The sequence below is a fragment of the Paenibacillus sp. FSL L8-0333 genome (assembly GCF_037965665.1).
GTDB classification, from domain to species: Bacteria; Bacillota; Bacilli; order Paenibacillales; family Paenibacillaceae; genus Paenibacillus_AQ; species Paenibacillus_AQ odorifer.
This window is the reverse complement of sequence record NZ_CP150186.1, coordinates 6,097,610-6,112,692: the sequence shown is the minus strand read 5'-3', so window position 1 is coordinate 6,112,692 and position 15,083 is coordinate 6,097,610. Positions and strand designations below refer to the sequence as shown.

Genomic DNA, 15,083 nt, shown 5'->3' with positions numbered 1-15,083 from the left:
CTGGGGAGTATTTATAAAGGAGCAGATATGAAAAAACTAATCCTAGTGCTTGTAGCTGTGGTTATTATTTCGAATGCGATATGGAGTTATTTATATTTCAATAAAGAGTTCGAAACAAATTTAAACACTGGTGTTCAAGTATATACGCTTAAGGGTACAGGGGATACATGGGATGTTTTAGATTACAAAATAATAATTTCATCTAGCAAAATTTTACGGGGACATGGGAAGTTAGTGTTCAAGGGAGACCCAAGCTCTTTAGTGAATAGTAGCTATTATAAGTATGAAGTTAATGAAAAAAACACTAATAATAAGGATGAAACAGTTCTTGTAAATGAAGCTAGGTCAACGGATGGACCCGTTTCAATATTAAGTAACACTGATATCGGGTCTATAACTGGTCCATATTTATATGACGAATTAAATAAAAATAGACAAAATTATGAAAACACCACTTTATCTATTACATGGAATGATAATGAAGGGGAGATTCATTCCGAAACAATAAGTTTAGATATTGAGAGTGAAATTTCTCTTAAGGATGATCTTTAAGGGTGATAAGTCCAAGAGACTAAGATTGAATCTCTACGGACTGAAGGAAGATCGTCTACGCCCCAAAAGCCTGCCGGTATTTCACAGGAGACATGCCTTCAAACCTTCTGAACACTTTAATGAAATAGCTGGACTGGGCAAAACCGGACTGAGTCGCAACCTGAGCAATGGAGAGTCCTGTGGAAACCAGTAAAAGCTTGGCTTTAGCCAGCCGACAATCGGTTAAATAACGGTTTGGAGTTTTGCCCATAACCACCCGGAACAGCCTTAGAAAATGATAGCTGCTGTACCCGGTCAATCTTGCCATCGATTCCAGAGACCAAGGGCTGGCACATTCGACATGAATGATATCTGCAGCACTCCGGATGGACTGCCTAACCTCGTGCGGTACTGAGCCGTGAAGCGGCTCGGAGTTCTGCAGCAATTTAACTAGAAGCTCATACAGCAGAGCAGATAGTCTTGGCTCGCTACGGGTCACGTAGGAAGCGCTCAGTAGGTACATTTCCTCGAATAGCTCGTCCAGCTTAGCATCCAAATCAAAAGTGAACAGGTATGCACGAGACTGGTCCACTTCTTCTAATAAGGGGAGGACAATTTCAGTATTAAAATGAACCCATCGGACATCCCAAGGCTCGCCTGGGTCAGAGCCGTATTGCTGATAAGCCCCTTTTGGGTACAGAAAACCTCGTCCTCTACTCATCGGAATACGTTCGCCCTCATGGAATACATAACCCTCCCCACCAAAAATCAAATGCAGGTTATAACTCCCAAGAAACCCTTCGCTTCTTCTCTCTGTATGTTGTGGAAAGTGAGTGTAATGTCCCAAAAATTCAGGATAACAGACATATTTTGAAAAAGCCGGTGTCGGCAAATACCATTGTTTCTTCATGTTTGGCAGCACCCATTTCTGTAGCGCAACAGAGCGCAAGTTGGATTAAGGCAATAAACGCAAGATTGTTATATGATAGCAATATTTTGTTATATAAGACCTCTTATCATTGATACTACAATAGAATTATAAAATATTGAAAGCATATTTTTAATACTTTGGAGGTAATGATGAAGAAACCTGTCGCAACTGAAAAATTCGAGCTTGGCGTTTGTTATTATCCGGAGCACTGGCCAGAAAACATGTGGGAGGACGATTATCGCCGGATGCGTGAACTCGGCTTTACGATCATTCGGATGGGGGAGTTTGCTTGGTCTATTTTTGAACCCACAGAAGGGGAGTTTCAGTTCGGGCTCTTTGATCGGGCGATTGATCTAGCACATAAATATGGTCTTCAGGTTGTACTTGGTACTCCGACGGCAACGCCTCCAGCTTGGTTGACTGATAAGTATCCAGAAGTATTAAATGTAACCTACGAAGGTGTTACACTTCAGCATGGCATGCGCCGCCATTATAATTACAGCAGTCCTAAATACCGGGAACTGTGTGCACGTATTGCAGAACAAATGGCTGAACATTACGGCAATCATCCGGGTGTAGTTGGCTGGCAAATTGATAATGAGCTCAACTGTGAGATCAGTGAATTTTATTCGGAGAGTGACCATAAGGCCTTCCGGGAATGGCTACAGCAGAAATATGTTACGCTTAAGCATTTGAACGAGGCATGGGGAGCTGTTTTTTGGAATCAAAGCTATAGTGACTGGTCTCAGGTCTATCTTCCACGTCCGACTCCAGTACCGAAGCAACCCAATCCTCATCAGGCATTGGATGAAAAACGGTTTATTTCGGACAATACAATTTCTTTTGCCAAAAACCAAGCGGATATCATTCGTAAACTTGCCCCTAAGCAATGGGTAACCACGAACGGTCTGTTCGGTCATCTCGATAGCCATGAAATGACGGATGAACTGCTGGATTTCTTCAGCTATGATTCCTATCCTCAGTTCTCTACTATTTTTTATGACCCGAATGAGCGGAATCCGCTGAATGATAGAGGCTGGGGACTGTCGTTATCTGTTGTTCGTTCGATATCCCCGAATTTCTGCATTATGGAGCAGCAGTCGGGCCCGGGTGGCTGGGTGAACCGGATGGATATGCCTTCTCCAAAGCCCGGGCAGATGCGGTTATGGACTTATCAGTCGATCGCTCATGGGGCAGATATGGTGTTATATTTCCGCTGGCGGACGGCTACGATGGGCAATGAAATTTATTGGCATGGAATCAATGACTATCATAATCAGCCTAACCGGAGAGTGCGGGAAGCGGGGCAGATCGGTCAGGAGCTGGCAGCAGCAGGTCAAGCGTTTATCGGTACTCATAATCAGGCTAACGTTGCTATTGTTCGTGATTATGACAATGAGTGGGATGGAGAATACGATGTTTGGCATGGCCCGTTTATGTGGAAGAGCAATAAGGAGTGGTACAAGGCTCTTCAGCGGAAGCATATCCCTAATGACGTGCTCTATTTGCGCAAAAAAACAACGCTGGTGGAGCTTGCAAGGTACGACGTGCTTATCTATCCTCACCCAGCGATTATGACAGATGAGACAGCGTCTCTGCTGGATGAATATGTTCAACAAGGCGGCAAACTGATCTTCGGCTGTAGAACTGGCTATAAGGATGAGCGCGGTCAATGTTATATGCGTCCTTTCCCAGGTGCTGCTAAGGATCTATGCGGGATCACAGTTGAAGAATTCACAATGGTTAAGGGCAGTCGTCAGCCAACAACAATTAGCTGGTCGGGCGCGACCGAAGTCGTTACAGGAGCAGATGACTTTAATGATATTCTTAAAATAGAGGAAGCTTCGGTTGAAGTGATGGCGGTTTACGCCTCTGATTATTATGCGGGAAAACCGGCGGTAACTAGAAAGCGTCGCGGCAAGGGTGAGGTTTGGTATTACGGAGCCGTATTTAACGAACAGGCAGCGGCTGAGATCATAAAATTAATTGATCTACAATCGCCAGCAAATTGGCTGGAGCTCCCAGAAGAGGTAGAGCTGCAAGTCCGTACCGGAGCTTCTTCCAGTTATGCTTTTTTGCTTAATTATAGTGAGACTCCTGTCACGATCCATCTTCATGAGACCAAAACAGATTTACTGAGCGGCACAACATTGTCGGGCGAGGTGCTTCTGGAAGGATTTGGGGTATTGGTGTTATACTAACGTACACATTGATCTCACATTTGAGTACATTTGGATAATTATCTCTTTTCGGTTATACTTTGAAGTAGCAATTATATAGTTACGGGAGCTTGGTGGGACCAGGCTGAGAGGATAGTTATAACTATCGACCGTCTAACCTGATCTGGATAATGCCAGCGGAGGAAATGGAGCTCTATTTCTATTTGTCTACTCTAAGGCCGCATCTTATACAGATGTGGCCTTTTCTATGTGTGGGGAGTAGACCGTCTCCGCTTGATCAAATCACCTTATAGGAGGAATTGAGATGACAAGCGAATTGAACAACGATCCAATCAATCTATCAGCTTTTCCAGCAAGTCAAAAAGTCTATGTAAAGGGTTCACGGCCTGATATTCAGGTGCCTATGCGGGAGATCTCACTTAGTCCAACTGCGGGCATAGACGGCGAAGAGGAGAATGCCCCAATTCATGTCTATGACACAAGTGGGGCTTACACGGATGCTAATATTCATACTGATATTCGTCAGGGGTTAGAGCCCAATCGTCTAAGCTGGATTGAGGAACGAGGGGATGTGGAAGCGTACGAAGGAAGAACCGTGAAGCCTGAAGATAACGGGAATGCAACGGGAAAAGCTGTGGCGGAAGTGTTTCCAGCGCTCCATAGAAAACCTTTGCGAGCGAAAAAGGGGCGTAATGTCTCTCAAATGCATTATGCACGCAAAGGGATTATTACTTCGGAAATGGAATACGTTGCGATTCGTGAGAATGTGACACCGGAATTTGTAAGAGATGAAGTAGCCCGGGGCCGCGCCATCATTCCAGCGAATATCAATCATCCAGAGAGTGAACCAATGATTATTGGGCGTAATTTTTTGGTAAAGATCAATGCCAATATTGGAAACTCCGCAGTATCCTCATCCATAGAGGAAGAGGTGGAGAAAATGAGATGGGCTACCCGCTGGGGTGCAGACAATATAATGGATCTCTCCACAGGTAAAAACATCCATACGACACGCGAGTGGATCATCCGTAATTCTCCTGTTCCTATTGGAACGGTGCCTATTTATCAAGCTTTGGAAAAAGTGAATGGGAAAGCGGAAGATTTAACGTGGGAAGTATACCGTGATACGCTCATTGAGCAAGCGGAGCAAGGGGTGGACTATTTTACCATTCATGCGGGAGTTCTGCTTCGTTATATCCCGTTGACGGCACAACGTATGACAGGTATTGTTTCAAGAGGTGGCTCCATTATGGCGGCATGGTGTCTTGCGCATCATCAAGAGAACTTTTTATATACACATTTTGAAGAGATATGTGAAATCATGAAGCTGTACGATGTTTCTTTTTCCCTAGGCGATGGATTACGTCCGGGTTCGATTGCTGATGCGAATGATGAAGCACAATTTGCCGAGTTAGAGACGTTAGGTGAATTAACAGCTATGGCTTGGAGTCATGATGTACAGGTGATGGTAGAGGGTCCAGGACATGTGCCGATGCACTTGATTAAAGAGAATATGGATAAGCAACTTGAAACTTGCAACGAAGCCCCTTTTTATACGTTAGGTCCACTGACTACAGATATTGCACCGGGGTATGATCATATTACCTCTGCTATAGGTGCAGCGATGATTGGTTGGTTCGGTACAGCAATGTTATGTTACGTAACTCCGAAGGAGCATCTTGGCCTGCCTAATAAGGAAGATGTACGTGTAGGGGTCATTACTTATAAAATAGCGGCACATGCCGCAGATTTGGCGAAAGGGCATAAAGGAGCACAAGACCGGGATAACGCTCTTTCGAAAGCCCGTTTTGAATTTCGTTGGCGTGATCAATTTCATTTATCGTTAGATCCTGAGCGAGCGCTCGAATATCATGATGAGACATTGCCTGCGGAAGGCGCTAAAACAGCTCATTTCTGTTCCATGTGCGGGCCGAAATTTTGCAGTATGAAGATCTCTCATAATATCCGGAATACGACGAGAATTGAATCAGGAATGCAAGAGAAGGCACAAGAATTTCTCCAAGGCGGGAGCCTCATTTATAGATAACTTTTTCTGCTAAAAAGAAATATCTAAAAGAAGTCGTCATTGGCGGCTTCTTCTTTTATACTTTGAATAGATAGGAGTTGATGAAATGGAAGCGATTCGTTCAGAGGAAGCCATTTTAGAGGATTTAAGTAATAGTTTCTATCATTTTTTTGGATTGAAAGTCCTTCATGCTACCCCAATAAAACGTGGCTGGTTAAATCTTAAATGGAAAATCACAACGGATTCAGGGCAATTTCTACTTAAACAATACAACAAAAAAAGATATAAATTGTATAACCCAGAAGAGCTGAACTTTGCCTTTTCTCAACAGAAAAGATTGTATCTACAGGGGCTCCCATGTCCCGGATTGTTGGCTTATAACAATAATGTTTTACTGGAATCAGATCAGGGAGAAACGTTTATGGCAATGGAATATTGTGAAGGCCGTGTCATAGAGCCGGGTAAGATTAATATCCATCAAATGTTTGATTTGGGTCGTGCCACAGGTAAAATGCATCGTTTATTAAATGATGGGACCATTAGTTTGAAAAGAACCCCACAATTTATTCCACAAAGCCCTGAGGAACGTTTAGAACATTGGAATGTACTCCTACAACAATCAAAGGAAATGGGCAAAACCTCACTTATCACTGACCTAGAGATACAACTAAGAGCGACTGAAGAAATAGATCCGGAAATATTCGAAGGACTTGAAGCTGGATGGGCACATCGTGATTTATGGGTTGATAATCTTTTATTTCAAGATAGCCAATTGTCTGCAATTCTAGATTTTGATCGGTTCAAATATGATTATCCGCAGCTAGATGTAGCGCGAGCAGTGATGTCATGTGCTCTAGATGAAGATTTAGATGGAGCACTAGCCTCAGCATTTATTGACGGATATCGTGAGGAACGAACGGTGGAGCAGGGGGATTTAACAAAATCATTGCAGTTGTTGTGGTATATGGAAAGCCCATGGTGGATTAATGCCGAGATGGACAAACATAGTGTACCTCCAAAACGTTTTGCAAAAGAAATGAATTGGCTTGCTAAGAACCTGAATAACTTGCATGCTATCTTAGGCAACTTATAGTGAAAACGATTGAATTATAGCCTAAAAGATGCATTGACCAGCCAAAGTTTGGCGCCTATAATCTTAACAAGGAAAATCCACCACATATAGAGCTATTTGTAAACGCATTCAATGAGCTTTTTCCTTATTTATCATGGAAGGAGGAGATCAAAACTATCAAGTATTTCTTTTTTTCTCATTTTTGCAAACGTTTGCACCACGCGATAAGCATAAAAATCGTAGCTGCACTAAAAATTATGAGGAGGTTATTTACTTGGTATCCAAACAATCCAGGCGTTATATTTCGTGGTTAATTATTTTTTCGCTCATTTTTAGTTTATTTGGTTTATCGGGTGGAGCATCGGCCAGTAATACGGATCATACAGTCACCTACACCAATCCCACAGCGTCAGCTGTGACCTTACATTGGACTACGAATAACTGGGCTAATACTACGGACACGGTGATGACCAAAAATGGAACTACGTTCACCGCCAACCTCAATGTTCAGGAAGGCGCCACCCTAATTTATTGTTATCACATCACGGCTCCAACGGATAGTTGGGACAATAACGGCGGGAAGAACTGGACGGTGGTTATTCCGGTTGCCGGGAAATACGAAGCAGAGAGTGCATCCCTGTCTGGTGGTGCAAAAGTAAATACGAATCACACCGGATATTCGGGCACCGGTTTTGTTGATGGATATACAACTACAGGAGCAGCCACCACTTTTAACGTCCAGTCTTCCGCAGCAGGGTCCTATAATGCCACACTTCACTATGCTAATGCATCTGGCAGTGCAAAAAAGGTGTCCATTTATGTCAATGGAATAAAGGTTACACAGACAACATTAGCAAACCTGGCCAACTGGGATACATGGGCAGACCAAATAGAAATACTCTCCTTACAGGCAGGAAATAACACGCTTGCTTATAAATATGACTCGGATGATAGCGGGAATATTAATATCGACTATGTGACCCTTTCGGCCGGAGCTACCCCAACACCAACGATAACTCCTACCCCAACAGTGACGCCAACACCTACGGTAACTCCTACACCAACGGTGACACCAACACCTACGGTAGCTCCTACACCAACGGTGACGCCAACACCTACCGTAACTCCTACACCAACGCCAACACCAACACCTACCATAACACCAACACCTACCGTAACTCCTACACCAACTTCAGCGGGGCTAACCGTTCACTTTAAGAAACCAGCAAGTTGGAATGCAGCGATCCGCATCCATTACTGGAATCTGAATCCGGCAACCGTTCCGACTAGTGGAGCATGGCCGGGAATACTGATGAAATCGGACGGAAACGATTGGTATAGCTATACTGTTCCAAATGCTACAGGTGCAAGCCTGATCTTTAATGACGGTAACGGCAAACAAACGGGCGACTTATCTCGCAGCGTAAAAGAGGGCTGGTATAACTCAGATAACGTATGGTATGACGTCAATCCAGACGTTCCCAAGGTTCCGGTGATATCCGTCTCTCCTGCGCCCAAAACCTATGATTCTGCCCAAACGGTGACACTATCCAGTACAAACAGCGGTGATAAAATTTATTATACGACCGACGGATCGACACCTACGACAACCTCAACGTTGTATACGACTCCAATCCAAGTACCTTCATCTTTGACTATCAAAGCATTCGGCGTTAACTCTATAGGGCAAGCGAGTAATGTAGGCTCTTTTGCTTATGTGATTGATCTGAATGCCGATTTGCAAGCTCCGATTATCACCGCGAATCTGCCTGTTGGGAATTCGAGCTCAGCGGTTTCCGTATCTTTTAATATAAAAGACAACAAGGCGGCAACAACTACAGCATATTACACAGATAATGGTACGGAACCAACAACGAGTTCAAAAGTCTATATTTCAGGCAATGCACTGACTTCTCTTGCGGGACCGTCTATCTTGATTAACAAGACGACAACCTTAAAATTCCTTGTGATCGATGGTGCCGGAAATGAAACTAAACAGAGTTTTGTTTATAACATTGGTAATAAGGGCGATTTTCGTGAAGATACGATTTATTTTGTAATTACTTCCCGGTTCTATGATGGCGATCAGAGTAACAACGAGCATGCATGGGAGGATGCCAAGGCAGGAAATCCGGACTCAGATCCAGCTTGGAGAGGGGATTTTAAAGGACTGATTCAAAAGCTCGATTACATTAAAGCCCTAGGCTTCAGTGCCATCTGGATTACACCTGTGGTGCAGAATGCCAGCGGTTATGATTATCATGGGTACCATGCAATTAATTTTGCAAAAATAGATCCAAGATATGAATCCGCAGGGGCTTCTTATCAGGATTTGATCAATGCGGCGCACGCTAGAGGGATAAAGGTTATTCAAGATATTGTCGTCAATCATACCGGTAATTTTGGAGAAGAAAATCTGTTCCCGATGTTCAAAAAAGATCCGGCGGCGGCGGACACCGTGAGTAACATGCTCAAAATTACGGATAAGCTGCCAGCTAACTATGATTCCATGACCCCTGATCAGCAATATCAGGCAAGACTTGCCTTAATGAAGACTGCGGAGACTAACAATAACATTTACCATACGGAAAAAAGTCTTTCTTGGGAGTCTTATACCGTCCAGACAGGACAGATTGCGGGAGACTGTGTGGACTTAAACACAGAAAATCCTCTAGTGAATCAGTATCTAATCGACAGCTATAATCAATATATTGATATGGGTGTGGATGCTTTCCGGGTCGATACTGTAAAGCATGTAAGCCGGTATATTTTTAACAAATATTTTGTGCCGGCATGGAAAACAAGAGGGGGCTCAGACTTCTTTGTCTTTGGGGAAGTGGCTACTCGGTACAGAGATGTGTGGAACAGTGGAATCCCGGCGATATCAACACCATTTTATACTTGGAAAAGCTCAAAATCCTATCCGGGTGACGGTCAAAATGATTACGCTTCCAACAAGCTATCGGTGGAACAAGAGTGGGCAGATAACTCTACTACAGCAGGACAGCCTACCTCGAACAATGCTTTTTTAACAGGAAATACTTATCATACGCCTGACTATTCGATGAAATCGGGTATGGATGTTATTGATTTTCCAATGCACTGGGCCTTCAAGACTGCTCAGGAAGCATTCAGTATGAGAAGCGGTGATCAATTCTATAATGATGCTACCTGGAATGTAACTTATATTGACTCTCATGACTATGCACCTGACCAGGCACCAGAAAATCAAAGATTTGCCGGCACACAGGACACTTGGGCTGAGAATCTCGCTCTGATGTTCACCTTCCGAGGAATACCTGCGATCTATTATGGTTCTGAAATTGAGTTTAAAAAAGGATCAGTCATCGATGTAGGTCCAAATGCACCGTTAAGTACAACAGGCCGTGCTTACTTTGGCGATCATATTGAGGGTAGTGTTACTGTTCAAGATTACGGTAAATATACCAATGCTACTGGCACACTTGCAGACTCGTTAAATTATCCTCTGGCGAAACATATCAGACAACTTAATTTAATCAGAAGAGCTGTTCCTGCATTGCAAAAGGGCCAATATTCTACAGAAAATGTATCAGGTGATTTGGCATTTAAAAGAAGATACACTGATAGTAGCAAAGGAATCGATAGCTTTGCTTTGGTTACGATCTCAGGAAATGCAACATTCACCGGAATTCCTAACGGAACATATGTGGATGCGGTCACTGGTGATACCAAAACCGTTACCAACGGTGTGATCACAATCAACTGCTCCGGTAAAGGAAATGCGCGTGTATATGTATTGAACGGTAGTGGTGGAATCGGAGAGTCAGGAACCTATCTGAAGTAGACCCTTGTATCCATTTCATAGTTAAAAAGAAGCAACATCAGCTTGGATTCCGCAACTGATGTTGCTTCAATTTCATATATGTGGAGAGATATTATGCATACTATAGACGTCGATTTAGTAGCAAGATTAATAAATGATCAATTTCCTAAATGGTCCGATTTAGAGATCAGGCCTGTAAAATTCAGTGGGCATGATAATCGGACTTTTCATTTAGGTGAACAGATGAGTGTGCGATTACCAAGTGCAGCCGCTTATGTTCCCCAAGTGGAGAAAGAACAACTATGGTTACCTTTTTTAAGGAAAGGACTTACGTTACCTATTTCAACACCATTAGCGAAAGGGACACCTAACAAAGAATATCCCTGGCCTTGGTCTATTAATAAGTGGCTAGAGGGAGAGACTTTATCCCATGAGAACATTAATGATCTCAATCAATTTGCGAGAGACTTGGGGAGCTTTTTAATTGAATTACAGTCTATTGATGCTAGTGGGGGACCTTTAGCCGGAGATCATAATTTTTATAGAGGTGGGTCCTTAGCTGTATATGATGAGGAATCTAGAAATGCGATTGAGCATAATAAAGATATTTTAAATGAGGTTCTATTGAAAAAGATCTGGGAACTGGCATTAGACTCTGAGTGGGAGTCAGAACCAGTTTGGGTTCATGGTGATGTCGCACCTGGAAATATATTAGTCAAAGACGGACAGCTTTGTGCAGTTATTGATTTTGGAATATTAGGGGTAGGTGATCCTGCTTGTGATGCTGCAATGGCCTGGACTTTTTTTGATGAGACTAGTAGAAAGATCTTTAAAAAGGTATTAAACATGGATGCACAAACTTGGAATAGAGCAAGAGGGTGGGCTTTATGGAAAGCACTGATCACCTATAATGGAAATCGATATTCTAATCCAACAGTAGCGGAAGAATCCTTGAATATTATCAATCTAATAGTAGAAGACATCGAATTGTAGAAATTGAACTACATAAAACATGTAAACTAAACCATAATAGTCAATAAGCACGAATGAGCATCAGTCAGATGATAAAGTGTTGTATTTAAATCTGAAAGAAAGGAATTTGTATGAACATTTAGCGACTGACAACGATTATCATATTAGAATTATTATAAATAACTTGACAGGCCTTAATTTGGTTAATTATAATAATTATAAATAGTATCCACTCTATTCATAAATTAAACCCAAAGGAGATTAAACAATATGTCATTAATCGGAACAGAAGTACTACCATTCAAAGCAAGCGCATTTCAAGATGGGAAATTTATCGATGTTACAGAAGAAAACTTCAAAGGTAAATGGAGTGTAGTTTGCTTTTACCCAGCTGACTTCACATTCGTATGCCCAACTGAACTAGAAGATTTGCAGAACCAATATGAAACCCTCAAACAACTAGGTGTTGAAGTATATTCCGTTTCTACTGACACACACTTTACACATAAAGCATGGCATGAAAGCTCCGCAGCAATTGGCAAGGTGAAGTACATTATGATCGGCGATCCTTCCCATGTGGTTTCCCGCAACTTTGATGTATTGATCGAAGCTGACGGTCTTGCTGATCGTGGTACATTCATCATTGATCCAGACGGTGTTATTCAAACTGTTGAGATTAATGCTGGTGGTATCGGCCGTGATGCTAGCGCTCTTGTTAACAAAATTAAAGCAGCGCAATATGTACGCAATCATCCAGGTGAAGTTTGCCCAGCGAAATGGTCGGAAGGTGCAGAAACTCTTAAACCAAGTCTCGATCTTGTAGGTAAGATTTAAGGAGCGAAAGCTAAATGAAACTAGATCAAGAAATAAAAGCTCAACTAGCGCAATACCTAGAACTCTTGGAAGGCGATGTAGTACTGAAACTCAGTGCAGGCGCTGACGAGGCATCACAAGAGATGACTGAACTAGTTGATGAAATTGCCAAAATGTCAGCTAGGATTACGGTGGAAAGAACCGAACTATCTAGAACCCCAAGCTTTAGTGTAAATCGTGTGGGTGAAGATACGGGCGTAACCTTTGCCGGAACTCCGCTTGGACACGAATTTACTTCATTAGTATTGGCTCTGTTGCAGGTTAGCGGAAGAGCTCCTAAGGTTGAGCAAAGTGTAATTGATCAGATCAAAGGCATTAGTGGCGAATATAAGTTTGAAACTTATGTTAGCCTGAGCTGTCATAATTGCCCTGATGTTGTACAAGCACTGAATCTTATGAGTATCTTTAATCCGGGCATTACCCATACGATGATTGACGGTGGAGTATTCAAAGAAGAGGTAGAAAGCAAAGAAATTATGTCTGTTCCAAGCGTCTACCTTAATGGTGAATTTTTCGAAAGTGGTCGTATGACGGTTGAAGAAATTTTAGCTAAAATGGGCAGCAGTGTGGACGCATCAGAGTTTGACAATAAAGCTCCATATGATGTGCTTGTTGTCGGCAGCGGCCCAGCTGGTGCAAGTGCAGCCATTTACGCGGCACGTAAAGGTATACGTACAGGTATTGTTGCTGAACGCTTTGGCGGACAGGTTAACGACACGCTTGGTATCGAGAACTTTATTAGTGTGAAGTACACTGAAGGTCCTCAACTCGTAGCTAAACTTGAAGAGCAAGTAAAAGAGTATGGCATTGATGTGATGAAATTGCAGCGTGTCAGACGTCTAGACAAAAATGACTTAATTGAAGTTGAACTCGAGAACGGCGCTGTTCTAAAGAGTAAGACGGTCATTCTGTCTACAGGTGCTCGCTGGCGGAATATGGGTGTGCCTGGTGAAGCTGAATTCAAGAACAAAGGTGTAGCCTACTGCCCACACTGTGATGGTCCTTTGTTTGCAGGCAAAGATGTTGCAGTTGTTGGCGGCGGTAACTCAGGTATTGAGGCAGCTATTGACCTTGCAGGTATAGTGAAGCATGTAACGGTTCTGGAATTTGCTCCTGAGCTCAAAGCTGATGCTGTACTGCAAGATCGTCTTTACAGCCTTCCTAACGTTACTGTTCTTAAAAACGTGCAAACTAAAGAAATTACCGGAACTGATAAGGTAAATGGTATTTCTTATGTTGATCGTGCGACAGAAGAGACTCACCATGTTGAATTGCAGGGTGTATTTGTACAGATCGGTCTGGTTCCAAATACAGAATGGCTAGGTGACACAGTTGAACGTACTCGCGTAGGTGAGATTGTTGTAGATAGCCATGGTGCTACTAGCTTACCAGGAGTATTTGCTGCTGGTGACTGCACTAATAGTGCTTATAAACAAATCATTATCTCGATGGGATCCGGTGCAACTGCAGCGCTAGGAGCATTTGATTATCTGATCCGTAACTAACCGATATTGTTAGTAACAGCAAGAGAACGAAAGCCCTCACTTTTTACAAAGTGGGGGCTTTTTTTTATGTTATCTGTCTTTTGTGAGAGGAAAATGGGGATTTGTAAACTTTTTTGGAGGATTTTATGAAGATTTTCGCGAATACATATCTAAAATATGAATTAAGCAAAATTAAATATTTAGATTAAATGCATGTATGTAAGGCATGATCTGCTTAGACTTGGTGCGCTATAAATAACGTTTTGCTGGAATGGAGACTATATTTCTGTGATTAACAACATTGAATCTTTAGACAAATTTATCTCACTTATACCTATTATAAAATTATCGATCCCGGCTGATTTATCAATAGCGATATGTGATTTGGAACGGTTCGTTGCTTATTTTCCTGGCGACACCATAAATTTAAACATTAACGAAGGACAATCTTTAAACAAAGAAGAACCGCTTTACTTAGCGATACAAGAGAATCGTACCTTGAAGTCCGATGTTCCAGCCCACTTTTATGGATTTGAGTTTACAGGTACAGCAACACCTCTTCACGATCAAACGGGACAAGTCATTGGCGGGATTGCAGTTCAGATTCGAAGACAAAGTGAATTAAAAGCCATTGTAGAACAAATCTCGGAATCATTATCCCAAGCCAATGAGCAAATTAATAATATTTCCTATGGCGTAAGTTCACTTTCGGATCACTCTCAGGAACTACTCATTCAATCTCAGCAGGCTGGAAAAGATGTGGAGAATACAACAGAAGTCCTATCAATTATAAACAGGGTTGCTGATCAAACGAATTTACTTGGGCTGAATGCTGCAATAGAAGCAGCGCATGCAGGTGAGAAAGGTAGAAGTTTTGAAGTCGTAGCCAAGGAAATCCGGAAATTTTCAAGGGAAACCGTTGCCTCAACGCAAAACATAAATAAAACCATGTTACAGATCAAGGGAATTACGAATCAAATGGCTAATTCGATAGAGAAGATAGCAGCTATCGGCCAAGAACAGGCGGCGTCTGTTCAGCATACTTCTACATTTATTGAGGAAATAAAGATAATGTCCCAAAAACTTAACGAGTTTGCTAATAAATTATAAAAAGAGATTCAGTAGCAGTATTTTTGTCGCAATAAAAGAAAATTTTAAACGTATATTTAAAATGATGAATGGTATAGTAAGATAGTAATGAGTAATCAA

At 42.3% G+C, this 15,083-nt stretch carries 10 protein-coding genes and 1 riboswitch; of the genes, 9 read left to right on the top strand and 1 reads right to left on the bottom strand.

What is annotated here, in order from left to right; genetic code table 11:
• Positions 1–27: 27 nt before the first annotated feature.
• A complete protein-coding gene (locus NYE72_RS27155) occupies positions 28–552 on the top strand; it encodes a hypothetical protein (protein ID WP_339210849.1) in 525 nt (174 codons plus the stop codon).
• Positions 553–607: 55 nt separating this feature from the next.
• Here the strand turns inward: NYE72_RS27155 and NYE72_RS27150 are convergent, their stop codons facing one another.
• Positions 608–1,441 (bottom strand): AraC family transcriptional regulator, encoded by an 834-nt coding sequence (locus tag NYE72_RS27150; RefSeq protein ID WP_111505655.1) that lies wholly within the window; start codon positions 1,439–1,441, stop codon positions 608–610.
• Between the two features lie 170 nt (positions 1,442–1,611).
• Here NYE72_RS27150 and NYE72_RS27145 point away from each other — a divergent pair, with 170 nt between their 5' ends.
• From NYE72_RS27145 to NYE72_RS27110, 8 genes are all read left to right on the top strand, one after another.
• A complete protein-coding gene (locus tag NYE72_RS27145; protein ID WP_339212118.1) occupies positions 1,612–3,663 on the top strand; it encodes a beta-galactosidase in 2,052 nt (683 codons plus the stop codon).
• 71 nt (positions 3,664–3,734) lie between these two features.
• Positions 3,735–3,844, top strand: a riboswitch (TPP riboswitch).
• 102 nt (positions 3,845–3,946) lie between these two features.
• Positions 3,947–5,689: a phosphomethylpyrimidine synthase ThiC gene (gene thiC, locus NYE72_RS27140; RefSeq protein WP_339210847.1), complete on the top strand. Its 1,743-nt coding sequence runs from the start codon at positions 3,947–3,949 to the stop codon at positions 5,687–5,689.
• Between the two features lie 85 nt (positions 5,690–5,774).
• Positions 5,775–6,761 carry a phosphotransferase gene (locus tag NYE72_RS27135; protein ID WP_339210845.1) on the top strand — a complete coding sequence of 329 codons (987 nt, stop codon included), beginning with the start codon at positions 5,775–5,777 and terminating at the stop codon, positions 6,759–6,761.
• A gap of 253 nt (positions 6,762–7,014) precedes the next feature.
• Complete coding sequence (locus tag NYE72_RS27130; protein ID WP_339210843.1) at positions 7,015–10,566, top strand: alpha-amylase family glycosyl hydrolase; 3,552 nt, start codon at positions 7,015–7,017, stop codon at positions 10,564–10,566.
• A gap of 93 nt (positions 10,567–10,659) precedes the next feature.
• Entirely contained in the window at positions 10,660–11,538 is an 879-nt protein-coding gene (locus tag NYE72_RS27125) for an aminoglycoside phosphotransferase family protein (protein ID WP_339212117.1), read from the top strand.
• 249 nt (positions 11,539–11,787) lie between these two features.
• On the top strand, positions 11,788–12,351 hold the full coding sequence (ahpC, locus tag NYE72_RS27120) for an alkyl hydroperoxide reductase subunit C (protein WP_036681373.1): 564 nt from the start codon (positions 11,788–11,790) through the stop codon (positions 12,349–12,351).
• Between the two features lie 14 nt (positions 12,352–12,365).
• On the top strand, positions 12,366–13,895 hold the full coding sequence (gene ahpF, locus NYE72_RS27115; protein WP_036681374.1) for an alkyl hydroperoxide reductase subunit F: 1,530 nt from the start codon (positions 12,366–12,368) through the stop codon (positions 13,893–13,895).
• A 267-nt stretch (positions 13,896–14,162) separates the two neighbouring features.
• Entirely contained in the window at positions 14,163–14,984 is an 822-nt protein-coding gene (locus NYE72_RS27110; protein WP_076099899.1) for a methyl-accepting chemotaxis protein, read from the top strand.
• The last annotated feature ends 99 nt before the right edge of the window (positions 14,985–15,083 follow it).